Annotated in this window: 20 protein-coding genes; 4 read left to right on the top strand and 16 right to left on the bottom strand. The window is 70.1% G+C overall.

What is annotated here, in order from left to right; all coding sequences use genetic code 11:
* Positions 1-122: 122 nt before the first annotated feature.
* Positions 123-668, bottom strand: a complete 546-nt coding sequence (locus tag AB0C96_RS34715; protein WP_362923126.1) for a GNAT family N-acetyltransferase — start codon at positions 666-668, stop codon at positions 123-125.
* Positions 669-895: 227 nt separating this feature from the next.
* Here AB0C96_RS34715 and AB0C96_RS34710 point away from each other — a divergent pair, with 227 nt between their 5' ends.
* Both AB0C96_RS34710 and AB0C96_RS34705 read left to right on the top strand, forming a co-directional pair.
* Positions 896-1021 (top strand): hypothetical protein, encoded by a 126-nt coding sequence (locus AB0C96_RS34710; protein WP_362923124.1) that lies wholly within the window; start codon positions 896-898, stop codon positions 1019-1021.
* Between the two features lie 354 nt (positions 1022-1375).
* On the top strand, positions 1376-2962 hold the full coding sequence (locus AB0C96_RS34705; RefSeq protein WP_362923122.1) for a serine/threonine-protein kinase: 1587 nt from the start codon (positions 1376-1378) through the stop codon (positions 2960-2962).
* Positions 2963-3206: 244 nt separating this feature from the next.
* On the opposite strand, the gene AB0C96_RS34700 is transcribed toward AB0C96_RS34705, so the two are convergent.
* Complete coding sequence (locus AB0C96_RS34700) at positions 3207-3326, bottom strand: DUF6004 family protein (protein WP_362923120.1); 120 nt, start codon at positions 3324-3326, stop codon at positions 3207-3209.
* Between the two features lie 259 nt (positions 3327-3585).
* The gene (locus AB0C96_RS34695) at positions 3586-4980 is read right to left on the bottom strand and encodes an FAD-dependent oxidoreductase (protein WP_362923118.1); all 1395 of its coding nucleotides are present in this window, start codon (positions 4978-4980) and stop codon (positions 3586-3588) included.
* 531 nt (positions 4981-5511) lie between these two features.
* Here AB0C96_RS34695 and AB0C96_RS34690 point away from each other — a divergent pair.
* Positions 5512-5769, top strand: coding sequence for a transposase (locus tag AB0C96_RS34690; protein ID WP_362923116.1), 258 nt, complete (start codon positions 5512-5514; stop codon positions 5767-5769).
* Positions 5770-6035: 266 nt separating this feature from the next.
* On the opposite strand, the gene AB0C96_RS34685 is transcribed toward AB0C96_RS34690, so the two are convergent.
* Positions 6036-6302, bottom strand: coding sequence for a DUF3703 domain-containing protein (locus AB0C96_RS34685; RefSeq protein WP_362923114.1), 267 nt, complete (start codon positions 6300-6302; stop codon positions 6036-6038).
* A gap of 32 nt (positions 6303-6334) precedes the next feature.
* A complete protein-coding gene (locus tag AB0C96_RS34680; RefSeq protein WP_362923112.1) occupies positions 6335-6895 on the bottom strand; it encodes a TetR family transcriptional regulator in 561 nt (186 codons plus the stop codon).
* Positions 6896-7376: 481 nt separating this feature from the next.
* Between AB0C96_RS34680 and panD the strand changes: the two genes are divergently transcribed.
* Entirely contained in the window at positions 7377-7796 is a 420-nt protein-coding gene (panD, locus tag AB0C96_RS34675; protein WP_362923111.1) for an aspartate 1-decarboxylase, read from the top strand.
* A gap of 187 nt (positions 7797-7983) precedes the next feature.
* On the opposite strand, the gene AB0C96_RS34670 is transcribed toward panD, so the two are convergent.
* From AB0C96_RS34670 to AB0C96_RS34620, 11 genes are all read right to left on the bottom strand, one after another.
* Positions 7984-9300 carry a hypothetical protein gene (locus AB0C96_RS34670; RefSeq protein WP_362923109.1) on the bottom strand — a complete coding sequence of 439 codons (1317 nt, stop codon included), beginning with the start codon at positions 9298-9300 and terminating at the stop codon, positions 7984-7986.
* 3 nt (positions 9301-9303) lie between these two features.
* On the bottom strand, positions 9304-9861 hold the full coding sequence (locus AB0C96_RS34665) for a phage tail protein (RefSeq protein ID WP_362923107.1): 558 nt from the start codon (positions 9859-9861) through the stop codon (positions 9304-9306).
* A complete protein-coding gene (locus tag AB0C96_RS34660) occupies positions 9858-11876 on the bottom strand; it encodes a putative baseplate assembly protein (protein ID WP_362923105.1) in 2019 nt (672 codons plus the stop codon). The genes AB0C96_RS34665 and AB0C96_RS34660 overlap by 4 nt, the downstream gene beginning before the upstream one ends.
* Positions 11876-12316, bottom strand: coding sequence for a GPW/gp25 family protein (locus AB0C96_RS34655; protein WP_362923103.1), 441 nt, complete (start codon positions 12314-12316; stop codon positions 11876-11878). The genes AB0C96_RS34660 and AB0C96_RS34655 overlap by 1 nt, the downstream gene beginning before the upstream one ends.
* A 74-nt stretch (positions 12317-12390) precedes the next feature.
* Entirely contained in the window at positions 12391-14310 is a 1920-nt protein-coding gene (locus AB0C96_RS34650) for a VgrG-related protein (protein ID WP_362923102.1), read from the bottom strand.
* Between the two features lie 29 nt (positions 14311-14339).
* The gene (locus AB0C96_RS34645; RefSeq protein ID WP_362923100.1) at positions 14340-15146 is read right to left on the bottom strand and encodes a LysM peptidoglycan-binding domain-containing protein; all 807 of its coding nucleotides are present in this window, start codon (positions 15144-15146) and stop codon (positions 14340-14342) included.
* A 1-nt stretch (position 15147) separates the two neighbouring features.
* Positions 15148-15585 (bottom strand): phage tail protein, encoded by a 438-nt coding sequence (locus tag AB0C96_RS34640; RefSeq protein ID WP_362923098.1) that lies wholly within the window; start codon positions 15583-15585, stop codon positions 15148-15150.
* A 3330-nt stretch (positions 15586-18915) separates the two neighbouring features.
* Positions 18916-19074, bottom strand: coding sequence for a DUF6760 family protein (locus AB0C96_RS34635; RefSeq protein WP_164764585.1), 159 nt, complete (start codon positions 19072-19074; stop codon positions 18916-18918).
* Entirely contained in the window at positions 19071-19484 is a 414-nt protein-coding gene (locus AB0C96_RS34630) for a hypothetical protein (RefSeq protein ID WP_362923096.1), read from the bottom strand. The genes AB0C96_RS34635 and AB0C96_RS34630 overlap by 4 nt, the downstream gene beginning before the upstream one ends.
* Entirely contained in the window at positions 19484-19927 is a 444-nt protein-coding gene (locus AB0C96_RS34625) for a phage tail protein (protein WP_018087540.1), read from the bottom strand. The genes AB0C96_RS34630 and AB0C96_RS34625 overlap by 1 nt, the downstream gene beginning before the upstream one ends.
* A gap of 109 nt (positions 19928-20036) precedes the next feature.
* The gene (locus tag AB0C96_RS34620; protein WP_362923094.1) at positions 20037-21614 is read right to left on the bottom strand and encodes a phage tail sheath subtilisin-like domain-containing protein; all 1578 of its coding nucleotides are present in this window, start codon (positions 21612-21614) and stop codon (positions 20037-20039) included.
* Positions 21615-21621: the final 7 nt, after the last annotated feature.

Here is a 21621-nt window from a genome sequence, read left to right as displayed (position 1 = left end):
GACCCGTCCTTCTTCAACTGGCCCGCGCTGCCGGTCGCCCTGAACGACACGATCGTCCCGGACTTCCCGCTGACCAACAAGAGCTTCGACCTCTCCTACGCCGGCGACGACCTGTAGACGCCTCACAGGTCTCCTTGCACCAAGGAGTGCAGGTGTTCGTCGTGCCACCCGTCCTCATGGAGCAGGGCGCTGCGCTGGGTGCCCTCGAAGGAGTAACCGGCCTTCTCCGCCACGCGGCAGGACGCCGGGTTCGCGGTCGAGTGGCACAGGCGCAGGCGGTGCAGGCCCAGGTCCTCAAGGGCCCACCGGCTGAGGCGCTTCGTCGCATCGACGACGACACCGCCGCCGCGTGCCGTCGGCAGGACCCAGTAGACGATCTCGGCGTTGCCGTCGTCGAGGTCGATGTCCCCCCACCCGATCAGGCCGAGGGCCTCGCCTCCGTGCGCCCGGCCGATGGCCCAGATCGCGGACTGCTCGGCGCGCCAGCGTTCGTGCATACGGTCGATCCTCCGGCACGCGTCATCCAACGACCCCACGACCAGGCGGTTCCATTTCCGGATGGCTGGATCCTGGCTGGCGGTCACGAGGACCTCGGCGTCCCGAGTGTGCCACGGGCGCAACTCAAGGCCCTTCGGCAGCCCGAGCACGGGCTGAGGGTTTCGGGCCATCCGGCCGGCGGGAACGACCGAAGGTACAGGTGAGATCGAAGCCATCGCGACATCCTGCCAGTGCCCAGGGAACATACGAAAACCCTTACCCAGTGCGCGAAACGCGAGCGGGCTCTCAACCCATCGACAGCGCGCCCACGAGCCGTTTCGTCAGGAGCCCGAATGGTCCCCAACCAGCCGGTACCCGGTCACGATGTCAGCCCGGATCCGCACCACAGCATCTGGCGGTGGCAGTGGCCTTCCGGCTGTCCGCCTCTGCCCTGGAGCCGGGCCGGCACGGCAGCAACGGCCGGATGGCCGCCCACTCCGCAGCCGTCATGTCCGACGGATTCCGGCGCACCCGGTCCGGATGATCGGCAGCGTTGCCGTACACGTGCGCAAGGCAATCACACGACCGTGCAGGCCAGTTGAAGCGGGCGGGCATGGGCGCGTACAACAACGACAACAGTGCCTCCGGGAACCGCTCGGAGCAGGCTTGGCCGAGGCTCCTGCCCTTGCTTGGGCGACGTCCGTGAAGCAGTGCTGCGGCCAGGTACTGCGATCGATTGCCGCGGCGGCGAAGTGCGCGTCCGCCAGTGCAACCCTCCGTTGCATGACGGCGCCGCGTAGCGATCCTGTGAAAGCCGCCCCCGACAAGGAGAGCGTCCCTATCCTGTTCCCCGCCGTACCACGGCGATCCGCGGCGAAGGACCGGAGTTGGGAGAGCGATGGCAGCGGAGGCACGGCCCGGCACGGCGATCGGCGGACGCTACACCTTGACCCGCCTGCTTGGTGCCGGCGGCTTCGGCCAGGTCTGGCAGGCGCACGATCCGGTGCTCGGGGTGGACGTCGCGGTCAAACAGGTGCGCCTGGACGGGGCGTTGCCCGACGAGGCGCGCGCGGTGCTGCTGGCCCGCGCCGCCCGCGAGGCCCGGCACGCCGCCCGGCTGCGCGACCACCCGCACATCGTCACCGTGTACGACGTCGTCGAGGTCGACGAAGGCCCGTGGCGCGTTCCCTGGATCGTCATGCAGTGGGTCGACGGGCACTCCCTCGCCGAGGAGTTGAGGGACGACGGCCCGCTGGATCCGGAGCGGGCGGCCCGCGTCGCCGAGGCGCTGCTCGGCGCGCTGGGCGCCGCGCACCGGGCCGGCGTCGTGCACCGCGACGTCAAGCCGGCCAACGTGCTGCTCGCCGCGGACGGTTCGGTCCTGCTCGCCGACTTCGGTATCGCCGTCGCGCAGACCGACCCCCGGCTCACCCGCACCACCCTCGTCATCGGCTCGCCCGGCTACATGGCACCGGAACGCTGGCAGGGAGCCGAGAGCGACGGCCGCGCCGACCTCTTCTCGCTGGGCGTGATGCTGTACGAGGCGTTGGAGGGCGTCCTGCCGTTCCGCCCGGAGAACCCCACCGCCGCGCTGACGGAGGAGCCGAGGCCGATGGAGCGGGCCGGAGCGCTGGCCCCGCTGCTCCTCGCTCTCCTGGAGAAGGACCCGGCCCGGCGCCCCACCGTGGACGCGGCGCGGGAGCTGCTGACCCCGCCGTCCAACCCTCCTGAGCGGAAGACGAAACCCTGGGACCAGGTCCCGCCGGGGGAGTCCGTGACGGTCGCGAACCCTCCCGAGCGGAAGACGAAACCCTGGGACCAGGTCCCGCCGGGGGAGTCCGTGACGGTCGCCAACAAACAGGGCGGGATCGTGAGGGCCTACTCGCTGGCTGCGGGGAAGATCGGATCGTACGCGGGCTTCGGGATCGGCGCGGTCCTCTCCGCCCTCACCTTCCCCGCCCCGATCCTGAGCCTGGGGTCGCTGGAACTCGTCGGCCACAACCGCCTGGGGAACGCCGCGCTGGGGGCCGCGGTGCTCAGCGGCCTCCTCGGCTTCGTCTGCTGGCTGGTGGGCCTGATCGCCGGAGCCCGCGCCAAGTCGGACGTGGTCACCCTCGACGCGCACGGTCTCACCGTCAGCAGCTGGCGGGGGAACCAGCAGTACCGCGTCGCCGAGGACGGCACCCTCGAAACGCGCGGACCGAGGACCTTCACCCTCCGGTGGGGCGCGCTGGAGCGCATCGCCGTCGAGCACCCGAAGGGGACGGAACCCGCTGCCCTCGCCGTGTGGTTCCGTCCGGCCAACGAGCCCTCCGCGGCCTGGCGCACCATGCACGGCGCCGAAGGGCGGGAGGGCGGCGGCCTCTGGGTCTACCGGGACGACGCCACCAGCCCGCGCACTGTCGACCCCGAGGAGCTCCACGACGCCCTGAAGCGCTACGCGGGCGGGTTGTACGAGGACCCGTACGACATCCCCGACCCCTGACCCCGCCGCACCGCCCGGCTGGCCGAGCGCACATGACGGCCCTACGCTTCCGCGCATGAACAGCGAGATCCCCGTACGCGGGGGCAGGAGGGCCAGCAGCACAGGGCGACTCCGGACGATCTGCGGTCGTACGTGGTGACGCCGCTCTCGCCGGTCACCGTGACGCGGGCGGCCTGACGGGTCGGTCGAGACCCGGGCGGCACGGGCGCTGCGAGCAGCGGCTCCACCCCCGCAGCGGCGTGGCTCAGCCGTGTGCGCAATGTGCGCCGATCCGATCGAAGGCCAGGTCTGGGGTCGTCGCGGCGGCGAGGATGTGTGGGCGGATCGGCTTGGGCTCCAAGTTCAGCGATTCGTACGTCTCCATGCCGCGGCTCACTCCGGCTACCTGCACTGTTTGGACGAGTCGCCCTGAGTGAACCGGGGCGACACTCGGGCCAATCGTGGCAAGAGTGGCGTATCGGGCCGCAGTCCTATAGGCAAGCTCAGCGAAGTCACCCGATCGGGGGCAGCCGTCGAACGCCCTGCACCCACCGGCGGACCGTGGCTGCTCTTCTGGAGGCGGAAGGTGGCTCCGCCCGGGCGGCAGCACATCCAAGGGAGGCCGAGATTTGAGCAGCTTGTGGTCAGTCGGCTCGGACGATGGTGGCGAGTACGTCGTTGAAGGCTTCGGTGGAGGTGGGGTGTTGGTAGACGGCGTTGCGGAGTTCGGCCGCCTTGACTCCGTGCCGCATGGCGAGTGCGACGGTGTTGATGAGTTCCTGTGCGTCGATGCTGAGCAGAGTGGCACCGAGGATGTCGTCGGTGTCGGCGTCGAGGACGAACTTCATGACACCGCGGGGGTCCTCGACGATGTAGGCGCGCGGCATGGCGGTGATCTCGGCGACCGGCTGGCTGGCGATTTTCACCCGGCGTCCGGCCGCGCGAGCCTCCTTTTCGGTCAGCCCAATGGTCGCCAACGGCGGGGTCATGAACAGTGTGTGCGGGATGGCCACCCGGTCCGCCGCGGAGCGCTTCCCCTCGCCGAGGAGCTGGTCGAGAACGATGCGGCTGTCGTCGAGGGAGATGTAGGTGAACTGCGGACCGCCGTTGACGTCGCCGAGGGCGTAGATGTGCGGCTGGCTGGTTCGCAAGTACTCGTCGACCTTGACCGCGCCCCGCTCGGTGGTACGGACCCCAGCCGCCTCCAGGGCGAGCTCACGGGTGGCCGGGGCGCGGCCGGTGGCAGCCAAAATCGCGTCGGCCGTTACGGAGTGCTGGTGGCCGTCCATGTCGTAGACGACGGTCGCGCCGCCGTCCCCGTCACGGACATGTCTCACCTGGGCGCCAGTAATAATGTCGATGCCCTCGTCGGTGAGGATGTCCTGGGCGACGGCGGCGACGTCGTCGTCGAGCCGACCCAGGATCTTGGGGGCGGCCTCAAGCACGGTCACCTGTGAGCCGAACCGTTGGTAGATCGCGGCGAACTCCAGGCCGAGGTATCCGCCACCGATGATCGTCAGTCGTTCGGGCAGGACGGTGGTCTCGATCAGTTCGGTGCTGGTGACGATGTACTGACTGTCGCGCAGGCCGGGGATGTCGGGGATGATCGGCTCGGCGCCGGTATTGATCAAGATGGTGTCGGCGGTGACCGTACGGTGTTCGCCGCCCGCCTGGACTGCGACGGTGCGGGGGTCGACAAATGCGGCCTGACCAGTGATGACCGTGACGGTCTCCATGCCGTTCAGCCCCTCGTAGTTGCCGTCGCGCATCATCTTGGTCACCGCCTGGACCTTGGCAACGGAACGCTCGTACCACTCCTGCGCCGGGTCTTCCGGCCGGCGATTCATAGCGTGGTGAACGAGTGCCTTCGACGGCACACAGCCGACGTTGGGACAGGTACCTCCGTACATCCGGTCCGACCGCTCCACGAGCACGACGCGCTTCCCGAGGTGGCCCAGCTTCGCGGCCACCGTCTTGCCCCCCTTGCCGTAGCCGATCACCAGGACATCAGCGTGGAGACTGTGGTGTGCGCCTTCCATGCCTACTTCCTTTCCAGGGCGTCTGGGCATCGGCCGAGAGGGCTCTGAGGGCAGTGTCTTTGGCACCTCAACATCAACACCGACTCCCTGAGGCCGCAACCCCGAGCGTCCACTCCTGAGGGTGGTCGAGTTGTCCACAGCTGCTGGTTTATCCACCAAGATCCAATGCTGCACCACTCCCGGCCCAAAGTCGGCACTGGAGGTGGTTTGAGGTGAGTACCTACACGTCGAAGAGAGGGAGCAAAGCCGCGGCGGATCGAGCCATCTCATGGGAGAACTGGACTGCAAGGTTGCTATAGGCCGGGCTGGCGGCTGGCGCCGCGGTAGCTGCCGACGAGTCCGCTGTGGCCCGCCAGCCCTGGCCATTGATGTGGAGGGGGGATTGAGTAGATTGCAAAGGGCGGGGCCGGTGAAATGTCTAATGGATCTTTTGTTGCTCCAGCCATTTGAAGACCTCCTGTCAAAACGTTCTACACCGGGGAACAGGTGGTACTGGTCTGGGACGGACTGTCCGCCCACTGGAGCCGGAACATGCGTGCCTGGGTCGCCGAACAGGACTGGCTGGCGCTGGAACGACTCCCCGCCTACGCACCCGAGCTCAACCCCGTGGAACTGCTGTGGTCAGCGATCAAGACACGCGAACTCGCCAACCTCGCCGGCGACCACCTCGCGGACGTCGCCGACGCCACCGAACGCGGCATCCACCGCATCAGTCAAAACGACCAACTCCCCTGGTCCTTCCTCACCCACACAGGGCTGACCATCCACCCACCACACCCACCGAACTAACGAAAACATCAGTAGTGGTCAGCTCCGGAAGTCCATCGGGGGTTGACTTCGTTGGTGCCAGGTTCGCCCCAGCCCCGGCAGGCTGCGCAACTCCACGATCCGTGATCCGAGTCCTTGCGTTGGGAGCATCGAAGTGCTTTGCCTGGGGGAACACCGGCGCCACCGAAGTCGCGCATCATCGGGCGTAGTGAGGGCCTGCCTGCCATCAGGCCGGGTGGGCCTTCACGGGAAGACAAGCACGTCGAAGCGTTCGCCGTGAACGGCCTTCAGGAGGAGCGCGGCAGGGCGGTTGAGGTGCCTCGCTCGAAGAGGAACGCGGCTGTCCACAGGAATAACTGGAGGGCTACGCGTGTGGGGCTGTGTGCTTTCCATCCGGCCGTGAGCATCCCGCGGTGCGCGGCGAGATGCTGGCTGCGGACGTCGTGACCCAGTCCGTGCGCCTTGCCGAAATGCCGGTAGGCGCCGGGCCAGTCTCGGTCTTGCAGGCACTGCCTCCCCAGAGCCATTTCCTCGTCGTAGGTGTGTTCCGCCATGTCGGTGCCTCCATAGGTTGGCCGGGCGCTGGCTACAGTCCGCGCACCAGCAGGTTGAATGCTTCGTCGATGAGCGCGTCCAGGGCGCCGCCGTGGGTACGGAAGAGGTTTTCGGCGGTCTGTAGCGCCGCGAAAGAGGCGTTCACCAGCATCGCGGGATACAAGTCCTGGGTGGGGTCGGTGCCGATCCGAGCCGCGAGCATGTCGGTCAGCGCTGTGATCGTGGCGTCTACTTGGGTGACGCGGATCCGTGCGAACAGTTCGGGGTGTCGGCGGTACAACTCCTGGAGCAGTTCCCATTCTTGGGCGAAGTGCGCGAAGCCTGCGGCTTCCGCCATCGCCTTGATCACCGCGCGCATCGACTCGGCAGGCGCCTCGCCGGCCGGGCGGTCCCGCAGTTCCCCGACGATCTCCTCGGTCGTCCATTGATGCGGCTCGATGGAGAACGCTTCGTCCTTGGTGGCGAAGTAGTTGAAGAACGTCCGAGGTGAGATGTCGGCGGCTTCACTAATGGCATCCACTGTCGCCGCTTCCAGCCCGTGCTCCAGAGCCAGTCGCACCGCCGCCGCACGGATCGCCGCGCGTTTGGCCACCCGCTGCCGTTCTCGCCGTCGTCCACTCGCTCTCATGATTTGCAGACTATGCAAAAAATGCAGTGACTGCAATCAGTTTGGTCAGGCAGGGGTTGCAGCGTGGATGCGGGGCGGCGGCAGAACACGACCCCTCACCGTCAGCTCGCAAGGCGCTGCATCTCCTGCCCGATCCGCGCCCGCCGCGGCGTGTGAGCCCCGCCCCGGCGGGCGGGGCAGGCTACGGCTTGCCAGTGATCCACTTCAGCCGATCCTCCGGGGAGCGTTGCTCAGGCTGGCGATGTCGTCGCGGTAGGGGAGTAGATGGGGTGGTGCAGCCCTCGCCATCCGCCCTGACGGCGCGTCAGGGAAGTTGGCAAGTGGTAAGCGTGAGTCCTGCAAAACCTGGGGATTGCTGCCCGGACATGCGACTCGTTGTAGGGTGGGGAAACCGCCCTTGACCTGCAATAACGCAGGCAGGGAGCCTAGATTCGGGAGTACCTCGATGATGCGCACGATGTTCAAGTCCAAGATCCATCGGGCCACGGTGACCGAAGCTGATCTGCACTACGTGGGGTCGGTCACCATCGACGCCGCGCTGATGGAGGCTGCCGACCTGTTGCCCGGCGAGCTGGTCCATATCGTCGACATCGACAACGGGGCCCGCCTTGAGACGTACGTCATTGAGGGCGAACGGGACTCGGGTGTCATCGGCATCAACGGGGCGGCGGCGCATCTGGTGCACCCGGGGGATCTGGTCATCCTGATCAGCTATGCCCAGGTGGACGATGCGGAGGCGCGCGTGCTGCGTCCGAAGGTCGTGCATGTCGATGCGGACAACCGGATCGTCGCTCTGGGTGCCGATGCCTCCGAGCCGGTGCCCGGCAGCGCTACATCGCGCAGCCCGAGGGCCTCGGTGGTCTGAGGGGCCTGAGGCCGGCGCCAGGCCCAGGCCCCAGGTGGTCCTGGGGCCTGGGGCCGGCCGAGCATGGCGTGTCCCGGTGGGGCGGCGTCCGAGTCGCTGCTCCTTTTCCCGCACCGTGGCGAGGGGACGATCCTCAGTCCGGGGCGGGATGGGCGGCCGCGGACCGCAGCCGCCCCGTTCCCACCGTCTACTGCGCCGACCGGCCGAAGAACTCCAGCTCGGCGATGGCTACTTGCCTTGCATCCGTGGCGCCGTACGCGGTGTGCAGCACCAGCCGAACGGTCATCGCATCCCGTACGGCCACATCGATTTTCTGTACCCCGCCGTCATTGATCCGGGGGTGCGAGATGTGTTGCTTGCCCGCGGAGTCGGTCACGATCAGGTCGAAATCGTGCGGACGGGCCGGGTCGGTGGCCTGCGGGGTGCGTGCGGAGGCCCCGGGGGTGATCAGAATGTTCAGCAGGTCGGTGGGCTGGCCGAAGCCGGCCTCCAGGTACTGGCCGTCAGAGTTTCCCGAATAGCCCGTCCCCCACCAGGTGTTGGAGTAGCTGTCGAACGCGAGCTTCGCATCGTGCTTGGGGCCCGAGTGGGAGGCCTTCCAGGTGGCGGCGGGTACCGGGACGCGCTTGGCGAAGTGGTCCTGTACGGCTCGCGCGGCCGGCGGCCCCCCGATGATTCCCCCGACCACGACGGCCGCGATCACCGCCGCCACCACTGCCCGGGTGATCCACCGGGTGCGGTCGCGGTTCAGCCGCGGCCGCTCCCCGGCGTACGGGCCTTCGGCGGCCTGGGGCGCGGGGGTGTCGGCGAGGAGGCTGGCGCAGCTCCGGCAGAAGTGCCGGCGTGGCGCGTTGAGCGCTCCACAGCTCGGGCACGGTGCGCCGTGCTCGGGGGTCGCGTGCGGGGTGCGGACCTGGGGTCGGGCCACGTCGGGACGGCCCGGCAGCACGCCTCCGGGCGACTCGGGGGGCGGGGTGGGGGAGGAGCCCGGTACGGGGACCAGTAGGGCGCGGATGCCGGTTTCGGAGACGCCCCTTTCATCGGCGGGACGGGGGGCGGCCGGGCCGTCCTGGCGGTCCGGGCCGGACGGGGACCGGCCCATGTCCCCGTGGTTCGCGGCGGCTGACGGGAGCGGGACGGTCGGGGCAGCGTCTGCGCCCTGCTGCGGAACGCCGGCCGGGTGGGCGCCGTGGCCGGTGGCGGGAGCAGGAGTATGAGTATGGGGAGGAGTGGGAGCTGGAGTAGTCGGGGGAGTGGGTGTGGTGTAGCCGGACTGCGTACGGGGGTCCGGGGTGCCCTGGCCGGGGGCGGATTCCGGGGTGTTTGCGGCGGGGGCCGTGGGAGTCGGAGGGGCCGCGGCGGCCGTACGCCCGGGAGTCGCCGTGGGCGAGGGTGGCGCCGGACGGTCCCAGCGCAGGAAGGCCCCGCAGGAGTCGCAGAAGGACTGGCCTGTCTGGGGGGCGGGGGAGCCGCAGTCGGGGCAGAGGGTGGGGTCGGTGGGCATGGGTCAGGTTCCTTCAGGGGTGAGCAGGTGGGTCACCTCGGCCGCGAAGGGGAGGTGCGCGGGGCGGGCCGCTGCGACGACGGCGTGCAGACGGTGCGGGTCGACGGCGGAGGGGTCGCGGACCCGCAGGGTGACCCGCAGGCCGGGGTACGGGGAGCCCGGGAAGGGGCCGAGCGGACGCCGGGACCAGGTCGCCCCGCCGCTCTCGATGATCTCCGGGCGTACGCCGAAGGCCAGTTGAACGGCTTCCGACAGGCCGCGTCGGGTGCCGCGCACGCGGTGCAGCGAGACGGCCGTGGCCACGGCGCGGCGGCGGGTGGCCAGCGGTTCCGTGCCGTCGAGTTCGGTGCCGACCCAGGTGGTCAGCCAGTCGACGAAGTCCTCGGGTGCGAGGGCGGGCGTGAAGTAGCTCTCCAGGCAGTCCAGGACGTTGAAGAGGGGGGCGAGGACGACATCGAGGCCCTCGACGAAGCGCTGGGCGAAGTCGTCGTCGGCGTAGACCGCGGGGAGCTGCCCGCCCAGTGGGTGCGGCGAGGCCATCCCCGCGGGTGTGCCCCTCATCGGGCCTCGATCACGCGGACGCGGTGGTCGAAGGGGAACAGCAGTGCGGAGCGGGCGAGTTCGATGCGGTCGGTGGCGTCCCCGCGGCGGCCGGTGAGCGGGTCGGCGGGGTGCAGGAGGACCTCGTCGACGAGTTCCACTCCGGGGACGCGCTGTAGGGCCGCGAAGATCTCACCGGAGCGCAGCGGGCGGCCGAAGGGCCAGCCGTCGCCATGGGCTCCGCCGGTCAGCGGGTCGAGGTAGGCGTAGAGCGCGTCCAGGGCCTCGGCGCGGACGCGGTCGGCTTTCGCCGCACGGAAGGAGTGCAGCGTCGCGACGACGGTGACGCCCTGGTAGAAGGGCGGGCCGACCGCGAGGCGGGTGCCCACCGGCCGGCGCTCGTCGAGGAACTGCGTGACGCGGCCGAGGAGTTCCTCACCGGGCACCAGCTGTTCGAAGCGGAGCCGGCCGCCGCGGTCGGGGACGGCCTGGGGGACGACCAGGACCCGGACGGCGTTCTCGCCGGACTGGCCGGCCACCGCACCCGCCGGGCTCACGGCACCCGACGCGCTCGCGGCGCCCGTCGAGGGCTCGGCGGGATCGACCGCGAGACAGGCGATCCGGGCGGCCTCGGGGGCCGCGCGCCGCGCCAGTTCCTCGTAGTCGCGGGCGGTCACGGCCCGTTCCTGGGCCCGGAGCGTGATCGGCGCGCGGAGCTTCGCCTCCTGCACCGTCTCGCCATCGACCCCGCCGCGCGCCGCCTCGCGGTTCTCCACCCGCGCCACGTACGGGATCGAGCTGCGCAGCGCCTGGATCGCGCCGCGCGCCACATTGCCCGACCGCCCGCCGCCGGTGCGGTAGTACGGGGCCCGGATCACCGAGCCCTTGGCCGGAACCGCCCCGAACTGCCTTACCGAGCCGTCCGGTTGGCGTACCGAGGGGCCGAAGGCGATCTCGCCGGTCGCCTCCTCCAGCGTGATGTGCCGGTCGTGCGGGCCGGAGGACGCGAAGTCGGGGACGACCTGCCACTCCTGCCAGCCGTCCCCGTCCGAGACCTGTAGTCGCAGCGGCGGGCGGTCGGCGACAACGGGCGCATGCGCCAGCCGCACCCGCTGGCCGGGCACGCCCGCGGACTCGCCGAGCGGCTCGTCCTGGACCACGACGGCGTGTGCGACCGTCGTCGTTCCCCCGATGGTGAACGCGGAGGCGGACCGTACGGTCGGCGAGGCGCTGTAGAACGGCTGGCCGGGCGCGGCCTCGACGACCCGGCAGCGCAGCCACGCGGCGTCCGTCCTGCCGACGCGGGAGACCGTGTGTCCGGCCGGGATGTGCAGCACGACCTCACCGGGCCGGTTGAGGCCGCCGGTGGAGTCCTCCGAGACCTCGCACTCCGCCCATCCGTCGGCGGTCCATGCCTCCCAGCGCAGCGGTGGCTGGCGCGGATCGACGCCGACGCCGTCGACCCGGCTGTCCAGCAGCAGTACGGCCGCGCACCGCGGCACCGCCGCCGACAGCCCGAACAGGAGGGTGTCGCCCGGCTGCGGGGCGGCCGCGAAGACGGCCACATCGCTGCCGGCGAAGACGTCCTGACTACAGTCCTCGGGCGTGGTCCCTGCCTCCTGCCGCAGTACGGCGGCCAGTTCGCAGGGGACCACGGTCAGATCGTCCTCGGTGGCGAAGACCACCGCCTCCTCGGTCTCGGTCCGGCCGGTGGCCACCTCCGTGCCGGCGGGCAGCACGACCGGCTCGGGCTGCGGAGCGGAGAGCCAGAAGGTGACGTCGGCGCGGGCGGCGGAGGGCGGGAAGAGGGTGACGCCCAGCAGGTCGAGGAAGGCCAGATGGTTCTTCTCCGGCACCCGGTTGAGCCGGTAGACGATCTGGTCGGCCATGTGCGCGACGGCCTCGATGAGGGTCACTCCAGGGTCCGAGACGTTGTGGTCGGTCCACTCGGGGCAGCGCTGCTGGATATAGCGCTTGGCGTCGTCGACGAACTGCTGAAAGCGACGGTCGTCGAGATGGGGTGCGGGCAGGGCCATCAGGCTTCGCTTTCGGTGGACGCGAGGGATCCGGTGGAGGCGGACTCCGTGGACGGGATCACATAGAAGGGGAAGACGAGGCTGCGCGGATTGTTGGTGCCGCGCACGCTGTAGCGCACGTCGATGAACAGCACGGACGGATCATCGGGCGCCGGGCTGACCTCGACGTCCTGGACCTCGATACGGGGCTCCCAACGGTCCAGCGAGGACCGCACCTCGTAGCGGATGCGCCCGGCCGTCGCCTCGTTGACCGGCGCGAAGACCATGTCGTGGACGGCGCAGCCGAACTCCGGCCGCATCGGGCGCTCGCCGGGCGCGGTGGCGAGAACGAGCCGGATCGACTCCTCGACCTCGCGCTCGCGGCGGGCCAGCGCGATGCCGCCGCCCGCGTCCGTACGGAGCGGAAAGGTCCAGCCCGCGCCGACGAACTGTTCACTCATGTCCGGTGACCCCCTTGAGATGCATGTCCCTCAACTCCCTCAACTCCCTCAAGCCCCTCAAGCCCCTCAAGCCCTTAGAAAGGAATGCCGTTGCGCAGGACGGCCGGCGCGCTCAAGGCGACCGTGGCCGGCGAGCTGATGGCTGCCGCGGCGCCCGCGTTGACGGCCACCGCGCCGACCGCGCTGACGGAGACCGCGCCGACCGAGTTGACGGTCACCGCGCCGGCCGACTTGAGGCTGACGGCGCCGGTCGCGTTGATGTCCGCCACGGCGCCCGCCGTGACGCCGAACTTCGCGCCCGCCTTGATGTCGACCGCCCCGCCGGCACTCATCGTCAGCGAACCCCCCGCGGTGAGCGACAGATTGCCGCCCGCCTTGATGCTCACGTTCCGGGTCCCGGTGATGGAGACGGAGCCGTCGCTGCGGATGGTGACCTGGGTGCGCGTCTCGTCCATGTGGACGGTGAGCTTGCCGTTGCCGGTCTGAAGCCTGATGCCGCTCTTCATGCGGGACTTGGCGTCGACGAGCTCGACGGTGTGACCGCTGCGCGAGGCGATGGAGCGCCAGTTGATCCGGCCGCTGGTCGGGTCCACCGGTTGCAGCCCGTCCGTGTTGGGCGTCGGCTTGTCGATGCCGTTGTACAGCCCGGCCAGGACGTACGGATGTTCCAGCGAGCCCCGGTCGAAGGCGACAAGCACCTCGTCGCCCACCTCGGGCAGTATCAGACCGCCGCCGCGTACGCCGCCCAGCTGCGCGACCCGGCACCAGTCGCTCTCGTACGTGTCCGACAGCCAGGGGAAGCGCAGCCTGACCCGGCTCAGCTTCAGCGGGTCCTTGGCATTGCTGACCAGCGCCATGGCCACGCCCGGCATCGGCGGCGCCGGATCCACGCCGCCGGACGCGAGCCCGTACAGCGACCGGAACTGCCGCCCCGAGACGGTCAGCCAGGTGGTGAACTGCCGCCCGGACTCGAAGACATGGCGGACGCCGGTCGCCGTGTACTTCCCTTCGAAGGGGAAACCGGCGCCCTTGAGCGCGACGGGCTGGCCCGGCTTCAGCTGAGGATTGCCGGTCACCGCCACCTCCAGCTCCGCGAAGGAGCCCGCCACATCGTCGGCCAGCGCACGCGCGGCATGGGTGACCTGGGCCTGAGTGGTGAACGGCGTGCCCGTGGCAGTCAGTTCGGCCGCCCCGAAGGGCTTGCTGAGCGCCGCCGGAGCGATGTCCGCGACGATGTCCTTGCTCGCCGTGGCCGGGGACTGCGCGGACAGCGCACGCTTGGCCCGCATGTCCCAGCCGCGCGCGCCCGCCTTGTCGACCTGCCCGGCGGCGGTGACGGCGATGCGGCTGTGCAGCGCGTTGTGGCCGAACTCCAGGACGTACGGGCTCTGCGCGGCGGGTGTGGTGTCGGCGGGTGCCGACGCGGCCGGGGTGAGCTTGCCGAACAGCAGCCTGCCCTTCGGGTCGAAGGAGAGATGGGCGTCGTTCTCCTGGGCGAGGCGGGTCAGAAAGTCCCAGTCGGTGATGTTGGGCTGGGTGGCCAGCTCGTAGACGGTGAGGGTGGCGTCCACCTTGCCGAGGGAGAGGCCGTTGAGGCCGGCCAGACGGCGCACGATGTCGCTGGCGGTCATGTTGGGGTAGCCCGCGACGCGGCGGTTGCGCAGCAGCCGGTGCCCCGGGTCGTACCCCCGAACGACCAGTGACTTGCCGCTCGCATCCGCGTCCACTTCGAGAGCGGTGACCTCGCCGGTCACCATGGGCGTGCCGCGCTGCCCGTCCGTGAACGGCGACAGCACCGCCTTCGCGCCGACCTTGAGCTGCGGGAAGGTCTTGAGGATGTCCGATCCCGTGTCGCTGAAGGTGAGCTGAAAGGCGGACGGCACATTGACGCTCGCGTCCACCCAGCATGCGGTGAGCAGGGCGGCGAGCTTGTCGGGCAGAGGTGCGCCGCCGATCTCGGCGTGCACGACGCTGGTGTACGTCTTCTCACTCATCGTTCTCACTCATCGCAGGTTCTCGCTGATCATCGGGCGGCCTCGTGGGATGTCGGGTGACCGGTGGGGCGGCCGGTGGGACCGTGTGCGGGACTGCTCGGGGACTGGTCTTCGGGATGGCCTTCGTCGGCGGCGGGCAGCAGCAGCTCCGTGCCCGGCCGAAGCCGCATCGGATCGTCGATCTCGTTGGCCTCCGCGATCAGCCGCCAACGAGTGGCGTCCCCGTACTCCCGCCAGGCCAGCGAGGCGAGCGAGTCACCCGCGACCGTGCGGTGGATACGCCGTGCGGAGAGCGCACCGGAGGTGGGGTTCTGCCCCTTGGTGGGCATCGCCACTTCGGTGAGGGACAGCGTGCAGGTGGCGCGGATCGGCTCGCCGGTGGGGTTGAAGAGCGTGTACGTGGCGCTGACGCTCGTCACGTACGCCACGAACTGAACCGTGTTGAACGACCCCCAGGAGAACCGCACCCAAGGCGGCGACGGCCGCTTGGAATTGACGCTCTGTGCCGTCACCTCGCAGCAGGACAGCAGCAGTTCGATCTGCTTCTGCACCTTTCCGGAATTCGGTGTGCCGGAGGCGTCCAGGAACACCTCCAGCTGGAGCGTGGCGGGCCGGGTGCCGGTGAACTTGGGCGGTGCACCCCGCATATAGGCGACCGCGGCCTGGGTGTGCCACTCCGCCTCCCGCCCGAGTTGCAACTGGGTCGGATTGAACTGGAACTCCACCTCACCGATGCGGCCGCCGATGGAGCCGCCGAGGTCGGTGGGGGGCTGGTGGATCGCGAGGGCGGCCCGTACGAGGCTCGCGCCCGCTTTCCCACCGGTCGGTGCGGCCATCTCAGGCACCTCCCGCGTCGGTGAATCCGTGGTGCGCGATCTCCAGCGTCTCGGTCGCCACACCAGGACTGGCCGGGTCCAGGCTCGGCCCCTGCCAGCGCACGGGCAGCACCTCCACCAGCCCCCACTGCGCGACGACCGAGCCGTCGGCGCGAAGGGCGGCGATCTGCGCGGTGGGCCTGCTGATGCCGGTGGCGAGGGACGAGATCCAGGCGGCCACGCGGGAGGTGTCGGCGGTGAGGGGGCGGGTGAGACGGATCGTGGAGAACGTCACACGGGTGGGCAACTGCCAGACGAAGCCGTTGTTGCCGCCCTCCTGCCACTGCTCCACCTGCACCTCGGAGGCCAGGCCGTCACAGCCGTTGAACAGGCCGAGGTCCTGGCCGTCGATGGTCAGCTTGAAGAAGACGGTGGAGCCGGGGTCCTGGGCCTGGGGCATGGTGGATGGTCTTTCGGGTGAAGTGGTGGTGGTCGGTGATGGTCTGCGGGGTCGGCTGGTGGACGGGGCGGATCAGCGCCCGTGATCGCGTAGCCGGCCGATGCGCTCGCGGTCGCCGCGCAACTCGGCACGGAGCAGCCGGGAGAGCGGAGCCACCAGCCGGCGGGCGAGGGCGTCCAGCGCGGCGGGGTCGGTGGGGTCGGTGGAGGTGGTGGTTGCGGCGGTGGCTGTGGCGGCTGTGGTGGCTGTGGGAGGGGTCTTCGGGGCGGTCTTCGGGGCGGCTCCTGCGGGTGCTGATGGTGTGGGGGCGGTCGTGGAAGAACTGGCTGCGCGCTGGATCGGACGGGGGGTTCCCGCTGGGGCGGGCCCGGGGGGAGTGCCTGACGGCGATCGTCTGGGTGGGGCGGCCGGCGCGAGGGGTCGCGGGGCCCAAGTTGTGGCCGGAGCCGGAGCCGGAGCCGGGGCACCGGGAGCAGTGGGCGCATGCCGCACCACGGGCATGCCGGGGGCGGCCGGTGCGGTACGGACGTTACGAGCAGGAGCGGTCTGGACCGAGCTAGCCGGTGCGGTCCGGACCGTAGGAGCCGGTGAGGTCCGGACCGTATGAGTCGGAGTGCGCATGGGGTTCGGTGTCCGTGCCGGCGCCGAGGCCGGCTTCTGTAGGGCGACGGCCGGCACACCCCCGGCTCGCCGGGGCGCCGGTCCTGCTGTGCCGGCCGTGCTCGCGGCGCCGTCCGTGCTTGCCACCGGGCGGAGGGGGATGGCGGGTGCGGGGCCGTCGGCATGCACGCTTGAGCGCTGCACCGCTGTGGGGCCGACGGACTCCGGCCTCCGCTGCCCGGTGGGTCGTTGCCGGGCGCTTGGGGCCAGTGCACGTGCCGAGGCGAGCGGCGCTCGGCGGGCGGCGCGGGGAGCGGCGAGAGGAGGAAAGGGGGAGCTCGCGGTCAGCACTCGGACCGTCGGCGTAGGGGATTCCTGTGGGTTGGAGTGCGGAGTACGGGAATCCGATGTGTGGGATTCCAACCTGTGGGATTCCGGTGTGTGGGATTCCGGCGTACGGGGGGTCGGTGTGTGGCTCTCTGATGTACGGCGGCCTCCCGGTGCACGGCCCCTCGATGTACGTGTCATTGTCGACGGCCCTACGGGGGTGGCACCTTCGGCGGCCGTCGCGGAACGCTGCACCGGGGACGGGGCGGGGGCGGGGGCCGGTGTCGACGTCGCGTTTGGTGTCGCAGTCGCCGCCGCTGCGGGTGTATGCGTCGGCGCAGCACCCTGGCGACGGATCGCGGTGGACTCGGTGGGTGCGCCGATCAGTGGCTTCCGTCGGACCGCGGATGGCGAGGGCTGACCGGGGCCCGGCGTACGGACATCGTCAGCCGAAGGCCGGACCGGCTGCGCGTCGGCTGCAACGTCCGTCACCGGGTGTGTGGTGCCCGCACTCGGGAGCAGCGGAGCGCCAAGTCCCAGACGCTGACCACCTGTTCGACCGGTTCCACCTGCTCCACCGGTTCCACCTGCTCCACCGGTTCCTGTGGTCCGCGGCACGCGCCGGTCGGTGGCTCGTCCAACTGCTCGCTGGACCGGCCGACGCGTTCGGGCGCCGTCGCTCGGGGCCGGGCTCGCGGCGGGGGTCGGTGCTGAGCTCGGGGCTGCGTGACCGCTGTTGCCGGCGTCCGCGCGTGGGGGCCTGCTCCCGGGCGCGGACCTGGGTGAAACCGGTCGTGGGTTCGCAGCAGGGCTTGCGCTCGTTGTTGTGCCGGGAGCCTGCGGAGTCGCGTCACCACTCGGCGCCGTGCTGGTACCAGACGCCGCGTCCGTGCTCAGGTCGGCCTCCGGCGAGCTGTTCTGGTTGGCGGCGATCGGTCGGAGCGGGCCGGCCGCCCGCCGCTGTACGACCCGTTGGGGGACGTCGGGTCGTGCAGCGGTAGGTGCCGCTGCCGGATCCGTCGTGGCCGTCGACGCTGGTGCTTCGGTGCGTTGCAAAGGTGTGTCGGCGGGAGAGGGGGCGGTGTCGCTGCTCCCCGCGCGCGACGAGGTGGCTGTCCGCAGCCGACGCGGCGGCATCGCGACCGTGCCGGCCGACGTGAGCGGTGACCGCGCGTCGACGGCCTTCCGTACGGGCCTTGCTACGGGCAGGGCTGAGGGGAGGAGGACAGACCTCCCCCCGCGCGACGTGGAGCGGGCGGCCGCCTCACCACTGCTACTCGGCACGGCCGTAGTACTGGGCGCGACCTCGGAACCGGGCCGGACCGTGCCACCCCCACCCGCATCGCCAACACCCCCGGATGCCGGCTCGGCCACGGTCGACCCGGGCCGTCCATCGCGCAGGGCGCCCGATGGCATGCGGGACTGCATGGCAGGCGTGACAGGAGGCGTGACAGACGGCGTGGCGGAAGGCCTGGCCGAAGGCCTGACCGATGAAGCGACGGAAGGCCCGGCCGCCGAGGCGACCGACGGCGTGTTCGGCGACACGGCCGACGCTGCGCTCAGCGTGTCGTTCCGCGGGGCCGCGGAGGACTTCTCGCCCCCCGAAGCGGGCCGACGAGGAGCGCGTGCGGCAACCGTCGGGGTACGCGCCGCACCAGGTGACGTCGCCCGCTGTACCGCGGCCGCACCTCGGGTGTCGTCACGTGCTGCCTCCTGGGTCTCAGTAAGTGTCGTTCCTCCGGTCGCAGTAGGTGCCGATCCTCGGGTCTCGGCAAGTGCCGTTCCTCGGGTATCAACACGTGCCGCACCTCGGTTCTCGGTACGTGCCGCACCCTGGGTCCTCGTCAGCTGTGTCCCACCTCCGGGCCCGCGCTGAGGCCCGGAACGTGCCCCGACGCCCTGCCGCGCACCCGCACCCGCACCCGCAGCTGCACCTGCACCACGCCTCGCGCCCGCGCCTCCCCCCGCACCCGCGCTCACCTGCCGCGCGGCAGCGAATCCGGAGGCCGACCCCGCGTTCCCGACCGTCGGCTCATCCACCCGCCCTGCTACGGGAAGCCGCAGGACCGGTAGCCCGAGGTCGACGGGGCGGCCGGCGATGGGCACCAGCGCATCGCGCACCACACCACTGGGTGCCGAGGCACCGACGTCATGCCCCAGCTCCCCTCCGAAGGAGGGGTTGCGGTGTGCGCTCAGCGACGCGGCGAAGCCGGCCTCTGCGACGGTGCGCGGCGCCCCCAGGACCCGCTGGATGGGCGGCACGGCGGACCAGCCGCCATCGCCGCCACCGTCCGCGCTCCCCGCAGAGGCGTCCGCAGCCGCCCCGACCCCGGACTCATGCGCACGCTGCGTGTCCTGGGCACTCCGCGACCCCCGTCGCCACCTGAACAACCCCATCCTCAGTCACTGCTCCCGTTCAGCCCGCTCCACCAGGGCGGCGATCTGTGACACGTACGCGCGCCGGTCGGCGTGTTCGAGGTCGAGGATGTCGTCGATGCCCCAGTGGAAGTGGTAGGCGAGATAGGCGACTTCCTCCTCGATACGCCCGGTCGCGTACGTCACGATTCCCCCAGGCGGCTCCCGGCCAGTTCCACTTCGAAGGGCTCCTCGCAGTGCGGGCAGGACACCGCCGCGCGCGTGTGCCCCTCCGCATTGATCTGCCGATAGAAGTCCTGGAGAAAGGCCAGGTCGGAGGCGAACATGTTCTCCACCGTCCCGTCGTGCACGGATGCGAGCGTCCCGAGCCGGGTGATGACCCGGCCCAGCAGCACGACCGACAGATACGCCGGGTTCTCGCGCACGCGCACATCACGCAGCGGGATCAGTTCGTCGCGTGCCGTCGCGAGCCGCATCGCGCCGTTCCGGTGTACGGTCCCGGACTCGTCCACGAATCCACGCGGCAACTCGAACTCGAATTCCGTACGCAGTGGCTCGCGTTGCTGTTGCGCCCCCGCCGGGCCCTCGCGTCGCATTACTCGATGACCAGCTCTTCGAAGACGATGGTGACCTGCTCGGTCAGTGCGGCGGCGTCGCCTGCCTTGACCCCACTGGTCTCGACCTTGCTGCACCAGGCATTGCGCATGTTGTAACGCTTCACGGGGTTGTTCTGGTAGTCCATCATCATGATCGTGGCGTTCTTACGGGCCGAACCCATGTCGCCCGCAATGGACTTGTTGATCCACTCGCTGAACGCACCGCTCTGCGTCATGCCGCGGGTGACCGTGCATTCACCGGCCTTCTTCGTGCCGGGCATCTTCTTCACGACGGGCTTTCCGTCCGCCGAGACCTGCTGGTACTCGATGACGTCCTGCTCCATGGTCAGACCGCTGACCTCCTGGAGATATTCGACCATCACGCCGTCGATCTGGAGGCCGAAGTTGTGTGAGGTGAGGGCATCACCGGGCTGAAGGGACAAGGCGGTTCACTCCTGTAGGGCAAGAAAGAATGGTGACGGGGAAGAAGGAGGGTGGACGGGGGAGGGGAAGGGCCGGAGGCGTTGAGCTTGGCTGCGACTGACGACCTGCCTACTCCTCCAACTCCCCACCGCCGCCCGAGAACTGGGCCAACCGGAAGACCACGAATTCGGCGGGCTTGACGGGCGCGATGCCGATCTCGCACACGACCCGTCCCAGGTCGACGGACTCGACGGGGTTGGTCTCCGCGTCACATTTCACATAGAACGCGTCCTCGGGCCGCTGCCCGAACAATGCGCCGGAGCGCCACTCGTTCACCAGGAACGCCGAGATGTTGCGTCGGATCCTGGCCCACAGCGCCTCGTCGTTCGGCTCGAACACCACCCACTGGGTGCCGATGAGAATCGACTCCTCCAGGTAGTTGAAGTACCGCCGTACGTTCAGGTAGCGCCAGGCCGGATCGGAGGCCATGGTCCGCGCGCCCCACACCCGGATTCCGCGTCCGGGGAAGGCCCGGATGCAGTTCACGCCGATCGGGTTGAGCAGATCCTGCTCGCCGCGGGTGATCTGAAGCTCCAAGTCGACCGCCCCGCGGACGATTTCATTGGCCGGGGCCTTGTGGACGCCGCGTTCGGAGTCGTTACGGGCCCACACGCCGGCCATGTGTCCGGACGGCGGGATGGTGCGGGTCTGGCCCGTGGCCGGGTCGAAGGCCTTGATCCACGGGTAGTAGAGCGCGGCGTAGCGGGAGTCGTAGCCCGCGATCTCCTGGCGCCACCTGCGGATGTCGCGTGCGTTGAGCGCCGGCGGCGGGTCCAGGACCGCCATCCGGTCGCCCATCAGCTCGCAGTGTGCGATCAGGCCCAGTTGGACGGCCTTGACCTGTTCCAGGTCGATCAGTCCCTGCTGGTAGGCGGCCATCAGATCGGGCACAGCCACCATGTTGACCTCGTCAAGCGCCTCCAGGCCGCCGAAGCCGGTGCGGTCGGCGGAGTCGCCGATGAACTGGCCGGAGGCGAGCCGCTCGACCGCACCGTTCCCGGCGGGGGCCGCGGGCGCCGGGGTGGGCGGGGCCAGCGTGACGCTCTGCGGGTCCGGCTTCGTCACCTGCCCGGCCGGGACGGCTTCTTCGACGACAATCGCCTTGGAACGCTGCTTAACCTGGGCCACGACATAGTTCCGCGAGCTCTTCTTCGCGCTGACGTCGAAGCTCTCGACGACCCTGTCGCCATCCTTGACGACCAGCTTGAACCGGTCGGCGTTGCCCTCGCCCTCGACGTCCTGCACCTCGACCGTGAGCGCCCCGCCATGGGCGGAACCAGCCGCGATCGCCGAGATCTTGAAGGACCCGAGCGAGGTCGGCTCCCCGGCCGTCAGCGCCCTGGGCGCCTCAGGGGCCACGGCGGTCCGGGACTCCGCGTCGCCGGATCCTCCGACCCGCACGACATACGCGGCCGTGCCCCCGTTGTTGAAGAACCCGTACACGGAGTGTGCGAGGTAGTAGCCATCCGTGAACTCCCCGAAGGCGGCCACGTACTGGGACCAGTTCGTCACCAGCGTCGGGTCATTGAGCGGACCGGTGGGAGCGAGGCCTACAAAGGCAGCCACCGACGTCCCGACCCCTTCGATGGGCCGCGATCCACTGGCGACTTCCTCGACGTAGACGCCGGGGGACAGGTAGGTGGGCATGTTCTGA

Source organism: Streptomyces sp. NPDC048506 (assembly GCF_040651315.1).
Lineage (GTDB): Bacteria > Actinomycetota > Actinomycetes > Streptomycetales > Streptomycetaceae > Streptomyces.
Note: the sequence above shows the minus strand (reverse complement) of the source record. Positions and strands in the feature narration are given on the sequence as shown.

What these genes read in the sequence shown, in the direction of transcription:
- panD (WP_362923111.1), top strand. Translation starts at nt 7,377, where the DNA reads ATGATGCGCACGATGTTCAAGTCCAAGATCCATCGGGCCACGGTGACC.
- AB0C96_RS34660 (WP_362923105.1), bottom strand. Translation starts at nt 11,876, where the DNA reads ATGGCCCTGCCCGCACCCCATCTCGACGACCGTCGCTTTCAGCAGTTC.
- AB0C96_RS34645 (WP_362923100.1), bottom strand. Translation starts at nt 15,146, where the DNA reads ATGGCCGCACCGACCGGTGGGAAAGCGGGCGCGAGCCTCGTACGGGCC.
- AB0C96_RS34715 (WP_362923126.1), bottom strand. Translation starts at nt 668, where the DNA reads ATGGCCCGAAACCCTCAGCCCGTGCTCGGGCTGCCGAAGGGCCTTGAG.
- AB0C96_RS34665 (WP_362923107.1), bottom strand. Translation starts at nt 9,861, where the DNA reads ATGAGGGGCACACCCGCGGGGATGGCCTCGCCGCACCCACTGGGCGGG.
- AB0C96_RS34640 (WP_362923098.1), bottom strand. Translation starts at nt 15,585, where the DNA reads ATGCCCCAGGCCCAGGACCCCGGCTCCACCGTCTTCTTCAAGCTGACC.
- AB0C96_RS34700 (WP_362923120.1), bottom strand. Translation starts at nt 3,326, where the DNA reads ATGGAGACGTACGAATCGCTGAACTTGGAGCCCAAGCCGATCCGCCCA.
- AB0C96_RS34630 (WP_362923096.1), bottom strand. Translation starts at nt 19,484, where the DNA reads ATGCGACGCGAGGGCCCGGCGGGGGCGCAACAGCAACGCGAGCCACTG.
- AB0C96_RS34655 (WP_362923103.1), bottom strand. Translation starts at nt 12,316, where the DNA reads ATGAGTGAACAGTTCGTCGGCGCGGGCTGGACCTTTCCGCTCCGTACG.
- AB0C96_RS34620 (WP_362923094.1), bottom strand. Translation starts at nt 21,614, where the DNA reads ATGCCCACCTACCTGTCCCCCGGCGTCTACGTCGAGGAAGTCGCCAGT.
- AB0C96_RS34685 (WP_362923114.1), bottom strand. Translation starts at nt 6,302, where the DNA reads ATGGCGGAACACACCTACGACGAGGAAATGGCTCTGGGGAGGCAGTGC.
- AB0C96_RS34650 (WP_362923102.1), bottom strand. Translation starts at nt 14,310, where the DNA reads ATGAGTGAGAAGACGTACACCAGCGTCGTGCACGCCGAGATCGGCGGC.
- AB0C96_RS34705 (WP_362923122.1), top strand. Translation starts at nt 1,376, where the DNA reads ATGGCAGCGGAGGCACGGCCCGGCACGGCGATCGGCGGACGCTACACC.
- AB0C96_RS34695 (WP_362923118.1), bottom strand. Translation starts at nt 4,980, where the DNA reads ATGGAAGGCGCACACCACAGTCTCCACGCTGATGTCCTGGTGATCGGC.
- AB0C96_RS34670 (WP_362923109.1), bottom strand. Translation starts at nt 9,300, where the DNA reads ATGCCCACCGACCCCACCCTCTGCCCCGACTGCGGCTCCCCCGCCCCC.
- AB0C96_RS34690 (WP_362923116.1), top strand. Translation starts at nt 5,512, where the DNA reads ATGCGTGCCTGGGTCGCCGAACAGGACTGGCTGGCGCTGGAACGACTC.